The sequence below is a fragment of the Mesorhizobium sp. LNHC221B00 genome, from assembly GCF_000502935.1.
Taxonomy (GTDB): domain Bacteria; phylum Pseudomonadota; class Alphaproteobacteria; order Rhizobiales; family Rhizobiaceae; genus Mesorhizobium; species Mesorhizobium opportunistum.
On the sequence record NZ_AYWR01000002.1, the window covers coordinates 110,068 to 127,192 of the forward strand.

Sequence of the window (17,125 nt, forward strand, 5' to 3'; positions counted from 1 at the left end):
CTCACGATTTAGCATGTCCGGCCACCAGCGGTTCGCGATTTTCCAAGGCCAGCAGCAAATATCGTTCGGATGGCCATTTTGGAAAATGGCACGGGCAGCAGGGCTCGAACCTACGACCTGCGGTTTTGGAGACCGCCGCTCTACCAACTGAGCTATGCCCGTATCGTGTGCGCCTCGGCGCAGCAGCAGGGGCTTCCTAAAAGCTTCCGCGCTGTCTGTAAAGAGCGGTTTGCAGGCAAACGCGCGTTCATCCCCTTTGCCAGAAATCGGGATAGCTGACGACCAGCCCGTCATCGTCGATCTCGAGTTCCCGCTTGAAGTCGCTGGCGCGCGATTCATAGAGATACCGCTTGCCCTCTTCGAGACATGAGTAGCGCTGCGGGTTGCTCACCACCGTGAGCGCGGGGAAATCGACGAAAGCGGTGGTGATCTCGGCACTTTGCCCGGTGGAAAGCCGCAAGCGCCGGATCGGCAGCGTGTTGGTGAACGGCGTCACAGTGAGGTCCGGGTCGAAGACACCGTCGAGCTCCGGCACGGGCATGCCGTCCCGGGCCCAGTGGCCATCGCCGTCGGAGGCAAGAACCAGCGTCCGTTCGCTACCGATCATGTCGACCGTGACGCTCCTGGCGCGCCAGTTCGCGTCGCAGCTTATGCGATAGCGGACGGCGAAAGGCGTTTGGCCGGAGCAAATGACGACGGAATCGGCCAACACCTCGCCGGCCCGCTCGCGCAGCACAAGATGTTCGAGGCCGGGGCCTTCCCACTCGCGCCAGCGCACGATCTTGAATTCCTCGGCAGTCATTGCTCCAGCAGCTCTCGGCAGGCTTTGCCGGTCATGATTTGGCATCAGGCGGCGTGTAGGGTCCGCCAGGCACACCCCAGCCCCAGGCCGGCATCGGTTCGGTTTCCGGGTCGCAGGTCTCGCCGAGATTGGAATTCATCTTGGCCAGCCGCAATCCCCACTCGACGTAGCCCATGAAGGCCGAACGGAATTCGGGATCGTCGGGCAGGCCGACGGCATCGGCGGCGTCTGCCAGGAGGTTGATCCAGCGGCGGCGCTGTTCCTCCGTCAGATGCTTGCCCAGGTGATGCATGACCATTTCGCGGTGCCCGCCATGCTGTTCGCTATAGGTTTTCGGCCCGCCGAAAACCTCGCCGATGAAAGCGGCGACATGGGCGGGATGGTCCGGCGACATGGTCTTGAACACCGGCCCGACGATCGGATCCTGCGCCACCTTGCCATAGAAGGTCTGCGTCAGCCGGTTCAGCGCCTCGCTGCCGCCGGCCCATTCGTAGAGTGTCGGGACGTCCTTGCGCATCAGAGTTCACCTGTCCTGGCTGCCCGAGAACGATAGCGGAAAGCCCTCGCTCTGCTCAACCTGCCCCGATGGCCAGCCAGCCTGCGCGACTACAGTTTCGCCGGCGTCTCGGCTTCGGCGTTGGCTGACGGCATAACCCTGCAATTGTCCGGTTTCGCTGCCGCTCTGCATATGGTGGCACCTGTCAGTTCGTCGGCGGACTGACGCCCGGTCGCCAGCCCGAGCCTCAGCGCCGTGTCTCGATCGAGCTGCGTTTGGCCCGATGAACGCTGCATGGCCTCGAACAGGCCAGGTCCGATCGCCATCTCCTCAAGATACGCCTTGACCTTCTCCTCCTGTCCGAGCGCCTGCACGCTGAGGCGCGCATCCGGCCCAATCAGGCGCCTGATGCCGCCGGCGACCACGATCGGACAGACCGAGGCGCATTCACCTTCCGTATCGATGGTCAGCCCGGTGTGGGCGCCATCCCTGGCCAGGCAGTCCAGGGAGGGACCGCAGTCGACGAAATCCGTGCGGGCGACGACGACATCGAGCTTATGCTCCCGGATCGTCCTGCCGACGGCGAGAGCGCCGTCGACATCGCCGCCTCGCGAGCTGATCACGATCGGCAGCCGCCGCCCACCGGCGGCATCGAGCGCCTGGCGCAGCCTTTCCGGCGTCTGTGCGGTGATCGACCCTTCGGCGGAGATCCATTCCGGGCAGTCGGGATTGCACAGCGGATTGCTGCCGCGCACAAGCACGAAGCGCATATCCGCTTCCTTCGGCGGCATGTCTTCAGCCGGCTGAGTCAGGGCAGGCCTGGCCCCGGTGGTCGGGGCGCCGGCCGTGTCCTTGCCTGCCGGTACCTGCCGGCAGTTCGCCTGCGGCTGCTCCGGCCTGCAGGCGGTCCCCCCGGTCATGACATCGACGCTGTCCAGGCTGGTGACGAGTTTCATGCGCAGCATGGCATCGAGGGCAATCTGCCGGATGTCGCTGGCCTGCGTCTGCTTCATCGTCTCGAGCACGTCCTGGTCGACGCCCATTTCCTTCAGATAGGCGGCAAGGCGTTTCTCGACCCCCTTGCTCATTTCGTAGGTCTTGTAGCTGCCGGCGTTCTTTCGGCTGACGATCCTGGTGCTGATGATCTTCTTCTTGCCGTTCACGATCCGGTAGGTGGTCCGGTAGACCAGCCTCGTCCGCTGGAAGGTGGTTGTGATCTGGTGGACACCGAGATAGGCGAAATCGCCGACCACGCGGCGGACACCGCCGGAAAACATCAGCGGACAGGCCGAATTGCACATGGCACCGCTGTCATAGGCCATGCCGAAATAGCCGGCTGCCTTGCCGTCCTTGTCCTTGCCGTCCTTGTCCTTGCCGTCCTTGCCCGTGCAGTTCTTCATCCGCGGCTCGCAGCCGGTGAAGACGGTCGTGCCGACGGCGGCATCGAGCTTGTTCTTGCGGATCAGCCGGCCAAGCGCCAGCGCCGCGTCGACATTGCCGCCGGGGGAATTGACGACGACCGGCAGTTGCCGGCCGGCGAGCGTCTTGAGTGCGCGCTTGAACAAGGCCGGCGTGCCAGCCTCGATGGTGCCTTCCGCCGATATCCATTCCGGACAGTTGGGCTCGCAGCCCGGCGCACTGCTGCGCACGACGGCGAACCGCATCGGCGGGATGTCCGGCTGCTCCTCCTCGGCCTGGGCCGCACAGACAGGCAGCGCCACGGCAAGCACCAGCACGAGGCGAACCAGCGCCCGCAACCACCATGCCTGTCCATCGAAACGACGCCCTGGAACCACTCTTGGCCAAGCTCCCTCGGTACAATCCATACTAGTTGCGGCGATGGCGCTTGCAACAGCTTTCAGCGGCCGGCAAATGCGCCTCTCACGCGGCCATGATGGAAACAAAAAGGGCGGCCCGAAGACCGCCCTTTCCTGTCGAACCGGCAGCAGCCGGATCGATTATTCCTTGATGGTGACGACGATGCCGGCACCGACGGTGCGGCCGCCTTCACGGATGGCGAAGCGCAGCTTCTCTTCCATGGCGATCGGCACGATCAGCTCGACATCGACCGTGATGTTGTCGCCGGGCNGACGGCCACCTTCGTCCTTGGTCAGGATGTAGGCTTCGGCCACGAACTTCTTGTGCGGCTTCACCGTGCCGGGCTTGGCCAGAACCTGGCCGCGCTCGACACCTTCACGGTCAACGCCGCGCAAGAGCGCGCCGATGTTGTCGCCAGCCTGGCCCTGGTCGAGCAGCTTGCGGAACATTTCGACGCCCGTGCAGGTCGTCTTGGTCGTCGGACGGATGCCGATGATTTCCAGCTCCTCGCCGACCTTGACCACGCCACGCTCGACGCGGCCGGTCACGACCGTGCCACGGCCCGAAATCGAGAACACGTCCTCGATCGGCATCAGGAACGGCTTGTCGAGCGGACGAACCGGGGTCGGGATGTAGGCGTCGACCTGAGCCATCAGCTCGCGGATCGCGTCCTCGCCGATGGTCTTGTTCGAATCTTCAAGCGCGGCCAGTGCCGAACCCTTGACGATCGGAATGTCGTCGCCGGGGAACTCGTTCTTCGACAGAAGCTCGCGAACCTCGAGCTCGACCAGTTCGAGAAGCTCGGCGTCGTCGACCTGGTCGACCTTGTTCAGGAACACCACGATCGACGGCACGCCGACCTGACGGGCCAAGAGGATGTGCTCGCGGGTCTGCGGCATCGGGCCGTCGGCGGCCGACACCACCAGGATCGCGCCGTCCATCTGCGCGGCACCGGTGATCATGTTCTTCACATAGTCGGCGTGGCCGGGGCAGTCGACGTGGGCGTAGTGGCGGTTGGCCGTCTCGTATTCGACGTGCGCCGTCGAGATCGTGATGCCGCGCGCCTTCTCTTCCGGCGCCGCATCGATCTGGTCATAGCGCTTGTATTCGCCAAAATACTTCGTGATCGCCGCCGTCAGCGACGTCTTGCCATGATCGACGTGGCCGATCGTGCCGATGTTCACATGAGGCTTAGTGCGCTCGAATTTACCTTTTGCCATAGTCTCTTTCCTTGGACGGCCTTGACCTTCAGTTCAGTCGAATGCGGGGCGATTAGCGACAAAGGCCAAAAAACACAAGCGTCTTTTGGCCGGGTGCCGTCTCACTCAGTCCGAACCTGGGATCCGATTGCGGGGATGTGGCGCTGATATAGGTAGGCCTTGAACGGAATGGAATGGGTGAAAGCCGGATCGATCGGGCCGCCCCGGCGACCTCTTGCCCGCCAATCCGTGTCCGCTTCACGGCCCGTCGATGGCCCATTGCGGTCGTCATCGAGCTCTGATCTCCTGACCCGATGCATTTCCTTCCGACGACCGTTCGCGGCCCACTGTTCATGATCATCTCGACCGGGTCGTATCTCGTCAACGATACGATGATGAAACTCGCCACCGCCGGGCTGCCGTCCTACGAGGTGCTGTTCCTGCGCGGTGTCGCGGCGGCGTTATGGGGGTTTCCGCTGCTGTTCGCGCTTGGCTACGGCAAACAGATCCCGCTGATCTTCGACAGACGCGTGCTGGGCAGGAACCTGCTCGAGATGGCGGCGATCCTCTGTTATGTCGTAGCGCTCGCCAACATGCAGATCGCGGATTCCACCGCGCTCGGACAGATAACGCCGCTCCTGATGCTGGTCGGCTCGTCGATCCTGTTTGGCGAGCGCATCGGCGGCCTGCGCATGGCGCTGATCGGGCTCGGCTTCATCGGCGCGCTGATGGTGACGCAGCCGACGATGCAAGGCATTTCGGTCTATGCGCTGCTGGCGCTCGGCAATGCGGCGCTGGCGGCGGCGCGCGACCTTGCCGGCAGGCGGGTCTCGGCCGAGGTGCCGGGGATGATCGTGGCGATCTCCGCCGTCGTGGTGGTGCTGATCGGCGCCGGCGCCGCGCATCTGGTTTCCGAGCACTGGGTGATGCCGGAGGCACGTCACCTGCTGCTGATGGCCGGCGCCGGGTTTTTCCTGATCTTCGGCCATTTCTTCATCTTCATGGCCTACCGCATCGGGCCGACCAGCGCGGTAGCGCCGTTCTATTATTGCTTCACCGTCTGGGCCGTCATTTCGGGACTGCTGGTGTTCGGACAATTCCCCAATGTGCTGGCCGTCTGCGGCATCCTGCTGGTGGTGGGCAGCGGGCTGACCATCGTGTCGTTGGACCAACGCAAGCGCCGGCTGGCCGTGGTCGCGTAGCCATTGCACTACGACGCCAGGACGCCGGTCACCGGCCCCGAAACAAGCTGGTGACCGGCAAGCAAAAAAGGCGCGTGCGTTCCGGCTAAAGCGTCCTGCGTCCGCTGAACTGGTGGTAAGCCCACAGCACGACCACGGCGCCAACCACGGCGACGATCAGGCTGGAGATGTTGAGACCGGTGACACCCACGCCAAAGATCTGGCTGCAGATCACGCCGCCGACAATGGCGCCGACAATGCCGAGCACGATATCCATGATCAGGCCCTGGCCGGTCTTGTTGACGATCTTGCTGCCCAGGAAGCCGGCGATAGCGCCGAGAATGATCCAGCTGATGATACCCATTTTTCCTCTCCATCCCTCGCCAGCGCGACATTTTCATATGATTGTCAAAAGCTCAAGCCAGCTTGAAATTCCGCCCGAATGCGCCATTGTGGAAGCTGGGCTGGGCTTGGTTGAGATGGAGGATCCACTATGGGACTTTTTGACAACGCCGTTCCCGGCGGCAACATCACCAAACCGCTGATGATCGCACTCGGCGCGTTGCTGGTCGGAAAAATGCTGAGCGGCAGAAGTGCCGAACAGCCGGACCAACCCGAAGCTGCCGCTCCACCCGCCCCCGTACCGACCGAAGCCACCGCCAGTGACGGCGGCCTGCTCGGTGGCCTCGGCGGCCTGCTCGACAAGCTCAGGGATGCCGGTCACGGCAACACAGCCGACTCCTGGGTCGGTACCGGGCAGAACCAGTCGATCAACGCCAATGATCTCGGCAATGCGATTGGACCCCAAATTATCCGCGAGATCGCGCAACGGACCGGCATGAACGAGCAGGAACTGCTCAAGCAACTGTCCACGGCCCTGCCCGGCATCGTCGACAAGCTGACGCCGAACGGCCAGGTGCCGCAGCAGCACCAGGTGGCGTCCGCGTTCAACAGCTGACGCGGCGCGGAGACAATCGGAGCGCTGCGCGCATCGCGCAGTGTTCCGGCTTACAGGGGGTGCGATCCTTCTGCGCCTCTTACGCTTTGAACCCCTCAATGTCGATTTCTTCGATGAAATTCTCCGGATCAGAGCGGAGAGCTTTGATAACTGCCAACCATATACGGCAGGCCACTTCGTACCATCTACGAGTAGCCTCGAAGTCCAACAGCTCCAGCCTGGCGTGGCCCAAGCCGTCTGGCGACACGCCGAAGTGCCGACAAGCATCATAGATATCGATGAATTTGTCGAATTCGTCCGTGCCGACTTCCGTGATGTGGTGCTGGACCACGAAACGCTTCCAAATGGCCCTTGGACTGGCAACCCTCCCAACTGGCGGCGCCGGATCATTCTGCCCAAGCAACTGAGAGACGCTCAACCCCAAAGTCGCCACGATGAAAACGCATCTCTCAATCAGGTCTGTGGTAGCTTCCCTGTCTTGTAGATAATTTACGGCGAGTTCGTCCCAATAGCGCCGCGCTTGTAGCAGCGCATACAGCTGGAGGTTGGTGCTAGAGGTGCCATCCGTGTTTATCGAATAGTATGGTCGCATCGCTTCCCGCTCCCCCCAAAGACGGCCAATGATCTAAAGCACTGCTTCGAGAGTCACGATCATGGCTTGTCAAAGAGAAATCTGGAGCGGGTAGCGGGAATCGAACCCGCATATTCAGCTTGGAAGGCTGCTGCTCTACCACTGAGCTATACCCGCGCCTTGCACTGAAGTACCGGATTCATCCGAAAAGCGCCATGCGCTTTTCGCCTCCGATGCTCTTCGCGTTTCAGGGCTTCCGGGCCGGCAGTGGTGGAGAGGGTTGGATTCGAACCAACGTAGGCTAAGCCAACGGATTTACAGTCCGTCCCCTTTAACCACTCGGGCACCTCTCCAGTCTGCCGCCGGAGCCATGCAACGAGGCATTCTTGCCGATCCGGACCCGAGATAGATGTCTTCTCCGAAATCAGCGAAGCGCCTTATGGCGGCAAGGCCAGTGGGTGTCAACCGCGCAGCCGGGCTTTTTCGAACTTGTTCGCCGACTGCGGCGACGGGCCGTATCCCTGACCGCCGCAGACGGCTATAGAAGCCGACCATGAGCAACAAGACCAACACTCCGAAAGACACCCATTACGCCAAGCTGCGCCGCGCCTTTCGCGACGAGAAGAGCGGCGGCGCGCCGGCATTCAAGCCACGTCAGCCTGTCCCCCCGGGCGAAAACGCAGGCGATGGCCTGGTGCGGCTCTATGGCCTGCACACGGTGCGGGCGGCGCTCGACAATCCACGGCGCCGGATCAAGAAAATGCTGGTGACGCGCAATGCGGCCGAGCGTCTTGAAATTGCCGATCTCGCCGCCCTGCCGTTCTCGGCCGAACTGGTCGAGCCCAGGGATATCGACAAGATCACCGGATCGGACGCCGTGCATCAGGGTGTGCTGATCGAGGCGGAGCCGCTGAAGCCCAAACGCCTCGACGCGCTGGGCGACACGAAACTGGTGCTGGTGCTCGACCAGGTCACCGATCCGCACAATGTCGGCGCCATCCTGCGCTCGGCGGTCGCCTTCGGCGCCGGCGCGCTGATCACCACGGCACGCCACAGCCCGCAGGAATCGGGCGTGCTGGCAAAATCCGCTTCCGGCGCGCTGGAGCATATCGACCAGATCGAGGTCAAAAACCTCGCCGACGCGCTCGGGCAGCTGCACGAGGCCGGCTTCCAGACCATCGGGCTCGATTCGGATGGGCCGGCGGAACTCGAAACCAGCTTTGCCGGAGACAGGGTCGCGCTGGTGCTCGGCGCCGAAGGCAAGGGCCTGCGCCAGAAGACGCGCGAGACGGTGATGACGCTGGCCCGGCTCGATATGCCCGGCGCAATCAGATCGCTCAACGTATCGAACGCCGCGGCGGTGAGCCTCTACGCGGCACGGGCGTTCCTGAAGCGCGACTGAGCCGGAGGCGACAGTTCCGTCGCCGATCTGAACGAGAAACGGGTCCCGGCGATGGTCGCGAGAACCCGTTCTTCGACAGGAAAGGGAGCTGGCGGCCTGGGAACGTTATACCGCCCTCTCCCGACCTATGCCGCTTTGCCTTTGGCCTCGGCCGCCTCGCCGCCGACCTCGAAATTGGCCATCCGCTCAAGCGCCCTGACCAGCGCCGAGTGATCCTCCTTCGCGCCGCCATTGGCGGCGCAGGAATTGAACAGTTGCTGGGTGGTCGAGGTGTTGGGCAGCGACACGCCAAGCGCCTTGGCGCCTTCCAGCGCCAGGTTGAGGTCCTTCTGGTGCAATTCGATGCGGAACCCCGGCGCGAAGCTGCGCTTGACCATGCGCTCGCCATGCACTTCGAGGATGCGCGAGGCCGCCAGACCGCCCATCAGCGCCTGCCTGACCTTGGCCGGATCGGCGCCGGCTTTTGAAGCAAAAACAAGAGCTTCGGCGACGGCTTCAATGGTCAGCGCGACGACGATCTGGTTGGCGACCTTGGTGGTCTGGCCGACGCCGTTCGGCCCGACCAAAGTGACGTTCTTGCCCATCTTCTCGAACACCGGCCTGGCTCGTTCAAAAGCCTTTTCCTCGCCGCCGACCATGATGGTGAGCGACGCCGCCTTGGCGCCGACCTCACCGCCCGAGACTGGCGCGTCGAGATAGTCGCAACCGAGCGCATTGATCTTCTGGGCGAAGGTCTTGGTCTCGATCGGCGAGATCGAACTCATGTCGATGACCAGCTTGCCCTTCGAAAGGCCGGAGGCGACGCCGTTGTCGCCGAACAGCACTTCGGCCACCTGCGGCGTGTCGGGCACCATCAGGATGACGATGTCGGCAGCCTTGGCCACGGCTGCATGGCCGGTCACGGTCTTCAGGCCCTTGGCGACGAGATCCGCCGGCGGCTTGGAGCGGTGATCGCTGGCGATGACCTTGTAGCCAGAATCCAGCAGATGCCCCGCCATCGGCGCGCCCATGATGCCGAGACCGATGAAGCCTATGGTTTCCATTGTGGTTCTCCTTTGTGAAGGCAGCGTTCTGTCGCGCCCCCCTCTGGCCTGCCGGCCATCTCCCCCACAGGTGGGGAGATTGGCTCTTTCGGCGCCTCGCTCATCCTGCAACGTTGGAGATTGGCGAAAGCCGAGATGACATTCGATCTCCCCCCCTTGTGGGGGAGATGGCCGGCAGGCCAGAGGGGGGCGCGAAGGATCGCGACTTCAATTGCAACAGCTAAGCCGCCGCACTGCCCTGCCCGGTCAGGTCCCGGAACCAGGCCAGCCCGGCTTCCGTGCCGGCCTTCGGCTTGTATTCCGCCCCGATCCAGCCGGAATAGCCGATGCGGTCGATGTGGTCGTAGAGGAAGGGATAGTTGATCTCGCCCGTCCCCGGCTCGTGACGGCCGGGATTGTCCGCAAGCTGGATATGCGCGATGCGGCCGAGGTTTGCCTCGATTTTACGGGCGAGATCCCCCTCCATGATCTGCATGTGATAGATGTCATATTGCAGGAACAGGTTTTTCGAGCCGATACGGTCGATGAGGTCGAGCGCCTGATCCGAGTGGTTGAGGAAGAAGCCTGGGATGTCGCGGGTGTTGATCGGCTCGATCAGCAGCCTGATGCCGGCTTGCTCCAGCTTCTCCGCCGCGAAGGCGAGGTTTTCGGCGAAAACATCCTCGAGCACCTTGCGATCGGCGCCGACGGGCGAGATGCCGGCCAGGCAATTGACCTGCGGGCAACCGAGCGCCTGCGCATAGGTGATCGCCTTAGCGATGCCCTGGCGGAATTCCGGCACGCGGTCCGGCAGCGCCGCAATGCCGCGCTCGCCCCCTCCCCAGTCGCCGGCCGGCAGGTTGAACAGCACCTGTGTCAGGCCGTTCTTCTTCAGCCTCGCGGCCACCACCTCGGGTGCATGATCGTAAGGACCGATATATTCGACGCCCTTGAAGCCGGCGCGGGCGGCTGCATCGAAGCGGTCGAGGAAATCGTGCTCACCAAAGAGCATCGAAAGATTGGCTGAAAAACGCGGCATTCTTTTTCTCCTAATCCAGCATCACGATCGCGGTCGGCGCATCTTCCTGGTGCTCGGCAAGGTCCTCGAATTCGGTGATCTTGTCGATCTCGGTGCCCATGGAGATGTTGGTGACGCGTTCGAGGATGAATTCGAGCACGACCGGCACCTGATGTTCCTTCATCAGCCGCTGCGCCTGCTTGAAGGCGCCGGCGAATTCTTCCGGCTTGCGCACCCTGACCGCCTTGCAGCCCATCGCCTCGGCGACCGCGACATGGTCCACACCATAGCCGGCCTCGGGATCATCTGAACGGTTGATGTTCTCGAAGGCCAGGCTCACCTCGTAATCCATCGAGAAACCGCGCTGCGCCTGGCGGATCAGGCCGAGATAGGCATTGTTCACGACGACGTGAATATAGGGCAGTCTGTGCTGCGCGCCGACCGCCAGTTCCTCGATCATGAACTGGAAATCATAATCGCCCGACAGCGCCACGATGGTGCGGTCCGGATCTGCGGCACGCACGCCAAGGGCTGCCGGCAAGGTCCAGCCCAGCGGGCCGGCCTGGCCGCAATTGATCCAGTTGCGCGGCTTGTAGACATGCAGGAACTGCGCCCCGGCGATCTGCGACAGGCCGATCGTGGTGACGTAGGTGACGTCGCGGCCGAACGCCTTGTTCATCTCCTCGTAGACACGCTGCGGCTTCAGCGGCACCTGGTCGAAATGCGTCTTGCGCTTCATCGTCTTCTTGCGGGCCTGGNGGGCCTGGCATTCCTTCGCCCAGCCCGACCAGTCGCGCAGCTTTCCCGCCGTCTTCCACTCGGTGGCTACGTCGAGCAGCATCTTCAGCGCCGCGCCCGCGTCGGAGACCACGCCGAGATCGGGCGCGAAGACACGGCCGATTTGAGTGGGCTCGATGTCGACATGGACGAATTTTTTCCCCTTGGTGTAGACGTCGACCGAACCGGTGTGGCGGTTGGCCCAGCGGTTGCCTATGCCGAAGACGAAATCGGCTTCCAGCATCGTCGCATTGCCGTAGCGGTGCGAGGTCTGCAGCCCGCACATGCCTGCCATCAGCCGGTGGTCGTCGGGGATCGCGCCCCAGCCCATCAGCGTCGGGATGACCGGCACGCCCGATATTTCGGCGAACTCGATCAGCAGATCGGACGCATCGGCATTGATGATGCCGCCGCCGGCGACGATCAGCGGCTTTTCGGCCGCGTTGAGCATCGCCAGCGCCTTTTCGGCTTGCGCCCGCGTCATCGCCGGCTTGAACGGCGTCATCGGCTCATAGGCATCGATGTCGAACTCGATCTCAGCCAGTTGGACGTCGACCGGCAGGTCGATCAGCACTGGGCCCGGCCGCGACGAGCGCATCAGGTGAAAGGCCTTCTGCAGCGCCATGGGGACGAGATAGGGTTCCATGACCGTGACCGCCCATTTGGCGACGGGCGCCGCGATGGCGGCGATGTCGACGGCCTGGAAATCTTCCTTGTTCAGCCGCGCGCGCGGCGCCTGGCCGGTGATGCACAGGATCGGAATGGAATCGGCGGCGGCCGAATAGAGACCGGTGATCATGTCGGTGCCTGCCGGACCCGACGTGCCGATGCAAAGCCCGATATTGCCAGATTTGGCGCGCGTATAGCCTTCGGCCATATGCGAAGCGCCCTCGACGTGGCGGGCCAGCACGTGGCGGATGGTGCCCCTCGCCTTCAGCGCCGAATAGAGCGGATTGATCGCCGCGCCCGGCACGCCGAAGGCGCAGGCGATGCCTTCCTTTTCGAGAACGAGAACCGCGGCATCGACAGCGCGCATCCTGGCCATTTTCCGGCCCTCCTCAGGGTTGTCATTGTTGGATGACCGAGAATGTCAGCAAGCCGGCTATTTTTCAATTTTTCCAGAATATTTTTTCCTTTCGAGAAAACGGCGGCTTTTTATTGATTTTTTTGGATTTTCCGTTTTCCAGGAATTCTGCCGCCCGTACGAGTGAAAAACTTTTTCATTGCTTGTTTGGCGAAGCGGCGGAGAATGGCGCCCATGGACATGACCGAAAAACGCCAGCGCGGCCGGCCGCGCGCCTTCAACGGGCCATCCGAAGCCAATTCGGTGCAGTCGCTCGACCGGGCCTTGCGCATCCTGGCCATTGTCGCTGAAGGCAGTGGCCTGTCGCTGAGCGAGATATCCGCGCAAAGCGGTCTTGCCGCCTCCACCGCCTACCGCATGCTGACGACACTGCAGAACCACGGCATGGTCGAGTTCGACACCAGCGACCAATTGTGGTCGATCGGCGTCGAGACCTACCGCATGGGCGCGGCATTCCTGCGCCGCCGCAAGCTCGTCGACCGTGCCCGCATCGTCATGCAGGAGCTGATGGAGAAGACCGGCGAGACCGCCAATCTCGGTGTCGCCGAGGATGATTGCGTGGTGTTCGTCAGCCAGGTCGAGACGCATCAGGCGATCCGCGCCTTCTTCCGCCCGGGGACCCGCAGCCCCTTCCATGCCTCCGGCATTGGCAAGGCGGTGTTGGCGCATCTCGAACCGGAGCGCGTCGGCACCATTTTGCGCAAGGCCGGCCTGCAGCGCTTCACCGACAAGACGCTTTCGGAAATCCCGGTGCTTGCGCATGACCTGGCTGTCATCAAGCTGCGCGGCTGGTCGGTCGACGACGAGGAACGGCACCCCGGCATGCGCTGCGTGGCGGCCGCTATCTTCAACGAGTTCGGCGAACCGATCGGCGGTGTCTCCGTCTCAGGGCCGACGGTGCGGGTGACGCCTGAGCGGCTGGCCGAGATCGGGCCGATGGTGCGCAATGCCGCAGCCGAAGTGACCAGGATGATCGGCGGCGTGCAAGCGGGCTGATCAGCCCGCCCCGGGCAACGCGCTCCTGGTCGCGATATCGAAGAAATCGAGCAGGATCGCCATGCCGACACCGCAGGCAGTGAAGACGAGGCCGGCGATGAAGATGCGGTTGGCGCGTTCATAGACGCGCCGCTGCAGCGACTTTGTGTCGAGCAGCAGCGACAGCGCCCGCATCTGCAAGGCGATACCGGCCAGGATCGGCAGGACGGCGACCAGATGGTAGGTTTGCCAGGGAATCGGGTTGGCGGCCCAATGGGTGATGAAACCCAGCGAAAATGCCAGCAGGATGCCGACCGTGGTGACGGTGCCATTGCGGAAAACCGTCTCGATCAGGTCTTCTTCCGGGTCCTGCTCGTCCAAGCCACCCTCCCCCAATTGGCCATCGCAAGAGACTAGACGCTCTGAAAATCGCTGTATAGCGCTCGCTGCATGGGACCGCCTTGCCGTGGCGTTCGAATGCATGCGAAAGGGCGCGGATGAGGAAAACGATCCAGCTTTTGCTTGTCGCTTCACTTTGCGGATGCGTGGCGGCGGCACCTCGACGCGATGCCGGCGATCAACGCGCCAATCCCAATCCGGTCTCGCCCATTCCGATCTCGCCCATTCCGATCTCGCTCGCGTTGGAGGAGATCATTACGGGCGGCATTCGCCAGCATCTGCCGGATCCGGCCTCCGCCAAGTTCGGGACGATGCTGGCCGGCGAGCGGACGTCGGGCGGCCGCCAGGAGATCGAGGCTTGCGGCACCGTCAGCAACAGGACCTCATCCGGGGCTTACGGCGATGACAAAGCCTTTGTCGCCAAGATCTACCCGGATGCAGGAAGCAGCTTCGAACTCGTCGCGATGAGCGATGGGTCGGCGGATTCCCGGCTTCGAGTTCAGGGCCTCTGCCGCGCGGCCGGTTTGCCGGTTCTCGAGGCTGGCGCGAAGCTCTAGACCCGCGACCCTCAAACGAAGAAGAGGGGCTGCCCGCAACCCCTCTTTCCTGTCGTTATTGGCTTCCGCTCAGAGCCGGCAATAATGGCTATAGCCGTCCCGGCCGATGTAGGTGTCGGACTCCGGATCGTAGCTCGAGTAGCGATCGAAACAGCGACGGACGTGCCAGGAACCGCCATCTTCGTCGACATAGACGGTACGCGGCGGCTGCTGGGAGAGCAGGCTGCCGAGGACGAAGCCGCCGACGCCGGCGGCGATGCCAATGCCGAGGTCGTGGTGATGGCTGTGGGCTGCCGAAGGCTGAACGGTGCCGACCAATGCGGTGGCGGCGACAGTGGTGGCGATAAGGCCGGAAATGAGTGTGCGCGTGAACATGATGATCTCCTTGCTTCGTTGACCGAGGCGATCCATCCGCCTCTTGATCATCTGTCGTTGCGGCGAGAAGAAAGGTTCGAATCTTTTTTCGTTTTTTTGGAAATCGGGAAATGACGTCCACCGCGCATGGGCGGACTCGGGTGCCGCGAATTCCGGCGGCTGCCGCGCTCAACGCAAAAAGGGCGGCCGAAGCCGCCCTTTTGAGGAATTGGGTCCCTCCATCAAAGGAAAATGATCACCCTACCGTGCCTGTGGTGATGATGATGATTGTAGTGCTTCCACCAGAGCTCCTTGAAGTGGTGGTGATGATGATGGCCGTGCATGCCATGGGCAGACGACGTACCGACGGTGCCGGCGAGCGCGCCGGTGGCGACGAAGATGGCGATGAGGCCCGAAGTGAGAGTGCACTTGAACATGATGATCTCCTGGATCTTTTGATCGAGGCGACCCATTCGCCTCCGAACATCAGTCGGCGCGGCGCGGGAAAAGGTTCGAAGGGGCGAGGATTTTTTCGGCGAGGCTCGGAGAAGTGAGTAGTGAGTAGTGAGTAGTGAGTAGTGAGTAGTGAGTAGTGAGTAGTGGAAGCGAGCCGCACGGCTCACTACTGACTACTGACTACTGACTACTGACTACTGACTATTCCCTACTCACTCTCTTCGCTCACCCCATGCCCGTGACATGGCGAAGCCAGAAGGCGAGCGCGATGAAGCCGATGATCGTGGTTACGCCGGTCCAGTCGACATTGGCCTTCTTCACATCGCTGATGAGCTTCACCAGCAGCATCCAGGCGATGACGACGATGGGGAGAATGATGACAAGCCTGATCATGCGGCACTCCAGTCCGAAGCGGTTGCACGTTGCCGATATGTAGGGAGAAATCCGGCGATTTTCAGGATCCCGCCTTTGAGCCCTCATCCACCGCTGGGGCGAACGAAAACGGAGTTTTGTCTTTACTGGCGCAACAAATATGCTAACCGGAGCGCCATGCCCTTGTAGCTCAGCTGGTAGAGCAGCGGTTTTGTAAACCGAAGGTCGGCGGTTCGATTCCGTCCGGGGGCACCAGTTCTCATCTGTACGATCGTCGAGAACCGAAAGCCTTCCAAGGGCGATCGCAGCGCCGATATCCTATGAGGCGCTGGCGACTTGCTCAGATGCATTCGTCCTGGTGAACGTGTTCCTCACCCTGACGGACCTGCAGACATAGGCGACCCAGATGCCGGTCCCCACAAAGGAGGCTATCGGCGTCACCAGCGCATCACCTGCGAGCACCTGACTCATCGGAACGCCCAGAAATGAAGAAATCCAGATCGTGTCCAGGACAAAAACGACAGGGATCGCAAGCCACTGGAGCAGAAACAATTGCGGGAACCGGCGGCTTTTCCGCAACATTGAAACGAGCACAACCAACTGAAGAGCCAGAAAGGCCAGATTGAGTGTAACCTCGCCATAGACCGCTAGTGGCCCATTTGAGAGGGTCATGAGTTGCTGGTAGCCGTCGGCCGAGTTGGCCAAGTCGGCGAGTGTGCGCAGTGGTGACAACGCCTGACCGATCGCCAGCAGCATCAGCCAGCCGCCGAATCCGACAAGTGGCTCAGGATTCTGTGACGGCTTCGCGGCTGACCGAACAGCGAAGAAAACAGGTACGCCGATCAACAGCAGTACAATCGCCCAATGCCAGATGGAAAACGTCCCCATTTCACTCCCCCTTTTTTATGCCCTCCTAAGTTGTATCAGATTTCAACCTCAACTCAAGACGTGAAACTGATGCGGAACGACGAAGTGACGGTTTCTCCTGCCTGCTCCTGACTCGCTCACACCCCGATCGCCGACACCAATATCCGGTTCTGCCTCCGTATCGCCGCGCGTAGCTCCGGTATTCTGGCCTCGTCGCGCTTCACGAACTCGATGAACATCATGTTCATGTTGTTGAAGATCAGTTCGCCGAGCGCTGCCCCGTCGATGTCCTGCCGCACCAGCCCAATCTCCTGCAGCCGCGCAATCAGCGCGCGGATCTGCTCTGTCAGCGAGCGGTCCAGCGCCGTATAGGCCTGGCCGAACGGACTGTCGGGCAGTTGCGTCGAGATCGCCATCGCCTGCCGCCACATCTCCTTGCTGAGGTAGTGCAGCGAGTGCTCGATATAGATGCCGATCAGCGTGTCCAGCGCGTCGTCGACATTGGCAGGCGGCCTGGCGACGACGCCGCGGCCGGCGTTGAGCACCTCATTAACCTCCAGCGAGACGATGGCGCCGAGGATGTCGCCCTTATTCTCATAGTAATTGTAGATGGTGCCGACCGACACCTCGGCTTGCATGGCGATCGCCTCGATCTTGGCGCCCTCATAGCCGGCGTCGCGGAAAAGTGCGGCCGCAGCCTCGATGATGCGCCTGTGCCGATCCGCCTTTTGCCTTGCCCGCAATCCGCTCATATCAGCCTCTTGCCACAAAAATAGAATTGACTCAATTTTAAAACTGGTTCAATTTTTTGCAAGAA

Annotated in this window: 20 protein-coding genes and 4 tRNA genes; 6 read left to right on the top strand and 18 right to left on the bottom strand. The window is 62.2% G+C overall.

Going from position 1 to position 17,125, the window contains the following annotated elements; translation table 11 throughout:
- Positions 1 to 86 precede the first annotated feature (86 nt).
- From X741_RS163285 to tuf, 5 genes are all read right to left on the bottom strand, one after another.
- Positions 87 to 162: transfer RNA gene (locus tag X741_RS163285), tRNA-Trp, on the bottom strand.
- A gap of 85 nt (positions 163 to 247) precedes the next feature.
- The gene (locus X741_RS163280; RefSeq protein WP_023776156.1) at positions 248 to 802 is read right to left on the bottom strand and encodes a putative glycolipid-binding domain-containing protein; all 555 of its coding nucleotides are present in this window, start codon (positions 800 to 802) and stop codon (positions 248 to 250) included.
- Positions 803 to 833: 31 nt separating this feature from the next.
- Complete coding sequence (locus tag X741_RS163275) at positions 834 to 1,319, bottom strand: group II truncated hemoglobin (protein ID WP_023776157.1); 486 nt, start codon at positions 1,317 to 1,319, stop codon at positions 834 to 836.
- Between the two features lie 89 nt (positions 1,320 to 1,408).
- Positions 1,409 to 3,094: a hypothetical protein gene (locus tag X741_RS163270; protein WP_023776158.1), complete on the bottom strand. Its 1,686-nt coding sequence runs from the start codon at positions 3,092 to 3,094 to the stop codon at positions 1,409 to 1,411.
- Between the two features lie 162 nt (positions 3,095 to 3,256).
- Complete coding sequence (gene tuf, locus X741_RS163265; RefSeq protein ID WP_023776159.1) at positions 3,257 to 4,336, bottom strand: elongation factor Tu; 1,080 nt, start codon at positions 4,334 to 4,336, stop codon at positions 3,257 to 3,259.
- Positions 4,337 to 4,629: 293 nt separating this feature from the next.
- Between tuf and X741_RS163260 the strand changes: the two genes are divergently transcribed.
- Positions 4,630 to 5,517, top strand: coding sequence for a DMT family transporter (locus X741_RS163260; protein ID WP_023776160.1), 888 nt, complete (start codon positions 4,630 to 4,632; stop codon positions 5,515 to 5,517).
- Between the two features lie 85 nt (positions 5,518 to 5,602).
- On the opposite strand, the gene X741_RS163255 is transcribed toward X741_RS163260, so the two are convergent.
- Complete coding sequence (locus X741_RS163255; protein WP_013895719.1) at positions 5,603 to 5,860, bottom strand: GlsB/YeaQ/YmgE family stress response membrane protein; 258 nt, start codon at positions 5,858 to 5,860, stop codon at positions 5,603 to 5,605.
- A gap of 129 nt (positions 5,861 to 5,989) precedes the next feature.
- Between X741_RS163255 and X741_RS163250 the strand changes: the two genes are divergently transcribed.
- Positions 5,990 to 6,454 carry a YidB family protein gene (locus X741_RS163250; protein WP_013895720.1) on the top strand — a complete coding sequence of 155 codons (465 nt, stop codon included), beginning with the start codon at positions 5,990 to 5,992 and terminating at the stop codon, positions 6,452 to 6,454.
- Positions 6,455 to 6,533: 79 nt separating this feature from the next.
- Here X741_RS163250 and X741_RS163245 read toward each other — a convergent pair whose 3' ends face one another.
- From X741_RS163245 to X741_RS163235, 3 genes are all read right to left on the bottom strand, one after another.
- Positions 6,534 to 7,046, bottom strand: a complete 513-nt coding sequence (locus X741_RS163245) for a hypothetical protein (protein WP_023776161.1) — start codon at positions 7,044 to 7,046, stop codon at positions 6,534 to 6,536.
- Between the two features lie 82 nt (positions 7,047 to 7,128).
- Positions 7,129 to 7,202 (bottom strand) — tRNA-Gly (locus X741_RS163240).
- 91 nt (positions 7,203 to 7,293) lie between these two features.
- Positions 7,294 to 7,378 (bottom strand) — tRNA-Tyr (locus tag X741_RS163235).
- A 200-nt stretch (positions 7,379 to 7,578) separates the two neighbouring features.
- Here X741_RS163235 and X741_RS163230 point away from each other — a divergent pair.
- Positions 7,579 to 8,427, top strand: a complete 849-nt coding sequence (locus tag X741_RS163230; protein WP_023776162.1) for an RNA methyltransferase — start codon at positions 7,579 to 7,581, stop codon at positions 8,425 to 8,427.
- A 125-nt stretch (positions 8,428 to 8,552) separates the two neighbouring features.
- Here X741_RS163230 and X741_RS163225 read toward each other — a convergent pair whose 3' ends face one another.
- The 3 genes from X741_RS163225 to gcl form a co-directional block, all read right to left on the bottom strand.
- Positions 8,553 to 9,470, bottom strand: coding sequence for a 2-hydroxy-3-oxopropionate reductase (locus X741_RS163225; protein WP_023776163.1), 918 nt, complete (start codon positions 9,468 to 9,470; stop codon positions 8,553 to 8,555).
- Positions 9,471 to 9,690: 220 nt separating this feature from the next.
- The gene (gene otnI / locus X741_RS163220; RefSeq protein WP_023776164.1) at positions 9,691 to 10,488 is read right to left on the bottom strand and encodes a 2-oxo-tetronate isomerase; all 798 of its coding nucleotides are present in this window, start codon (positions 10,486 to 10,488) and stop codon (positions 9,691 to 9,693) included.
- Positions 10,489 to 10,498: 10 nt separating this feature from the next.
- Positions 10,499 to 12,289, bottom strand: a complete 1,791-nt coding sequence (gene gcl / locus X741_RS163215) for a glyoxylate carboligase (RefSeq protein WP_023776165.1) — start codon at positions 12,287 to 12,289, stop codon at positions 10,499 to 10,501.
- A 213-nt stretch (positions 12,290 to 12,502) separates the two neighbouring features.
- Between gcl and bhcR the strand changes: the two genes are divergently transcribed.
- Positions 12,503 to 13,324 (top strand): HTH-type transcriptional regulator BhcR, encoded by an 822-nt coding sequence (gene bhcR / locus X741_RS163210; RefSeq protein ID WP_023776166.1) that lies wholly within the window; start codon positions 12,503 to 12,505, stop codon positions 13,322 to 13,324.
- On the opposite strand, the gene X741_RS163205 is transcribed toward bhcR, so the two are convergent.
- Positions 13,325 to 13,684: a hypothetical protein gene (locus tag X741_RS163205; protein ID WP_023776167.1), complete on the bottom strand. Its 360-nt coding sequence runs from the start codon at positions 13,682 to 13,684 to the stop codon at positions 13,325 to 13,327.
- A gap of 116 nt (positions 13,685 to 13,800) precedes the next feature.
- Here X741_RS163205 and X741_RS163200 point away from each other — a divergent pair, with 116 nt between their 5' ends.
- Positions 13,801 to 14,259 (top strand): hypothetical protein, encoded by a 459-nt coding sequence (locus X741_RS163200; protein ID WP_023776168.1) that lies wholly within the window; start codon positions 13,801 to 13,803, stop codon positions 14,257 to 14,259.
- Between the two features lie 69 nt (positions 14,260 to 14,328).
- Here X741_RS163200 and X741_RS163195 read toward each other — a convergent pair whose 3' ends face one another.
- From X741_RS163195 to X741_RS1000000167885, 3 genes are all read right to left on the bottom strand, one after another.
- Entirely contained in the window at positions 14,329 to 14,634 is a 306-nt protein-coding gene (locus X741_RS163195; protein ID WP_023776169.1) for a BA14K family protein, read from the bottom strand.
- Between the two features lie 221 nt (positions 14,635 to 14,855).
- Complete coding sequence (locus tag X741_RS163190; RefSeq protein ID WP_023776170.1) at positions 14,856 to 15,050, bottom strand: hypothetical protein; 195 nt, start codon at positions 15,048 to 15,050, stop codon at positions 14,856 to 14,858.
- A 244-nt stretch (positions 15,051 to 15,294) separates the two neighbouring features.
- On the bottom strand, positions 15,295 to 15,462 hold the full coding sequence (locus X741_RS1000000167885; protein ID WP_023768610.1) for a hypothetical protein: 168 nt from the start codon (positions 15,460 to 15,462) through the stop codon (positions 15,295 to 15,297).
- Positions 15,463 to 15,620: 158 nt separating this feature from the next.
- On the opposite strand from X741_RS1000000167885, the gene X741_RS163185 reads away from it, so the two are divergent.
- Positions 15,621 to 15,696, top strand: a tRNA-Thr gene (locus X741_RS163185).
- Between the two features lie 63 nt (positions 15,697 to 15,759).
- Here the strand turns inward: X741_RS163185 and X741_RS163180 are convergent.
- Positions 15,760 to 16,329, bottom strand: a complete 570-nt coding sequence (locus X741_RS163180) for a DUF2569 family protein (protein ID WP_023776171.1) — start codon at positions 16,327 to 16,329, stop codon at positions 15,760 to 15,762.
- Positions 16,330 to 16,445: 116 nt separating this feature from the next.
- Positions 16,446 to 17,060: a TetR/AcrR family transcriptional regulator gene (locus X741_RS163175; RefSeq protein WP_023776172.1), complete on the bottom strand. Its 615-nt coding sequence runs from the start codon at positions 17,058 to 17,060 to the stop codon at positions 16,446 to 16,448.
- Positions 17,061 to 17,125: the final 65 nt, after the last annotated feature.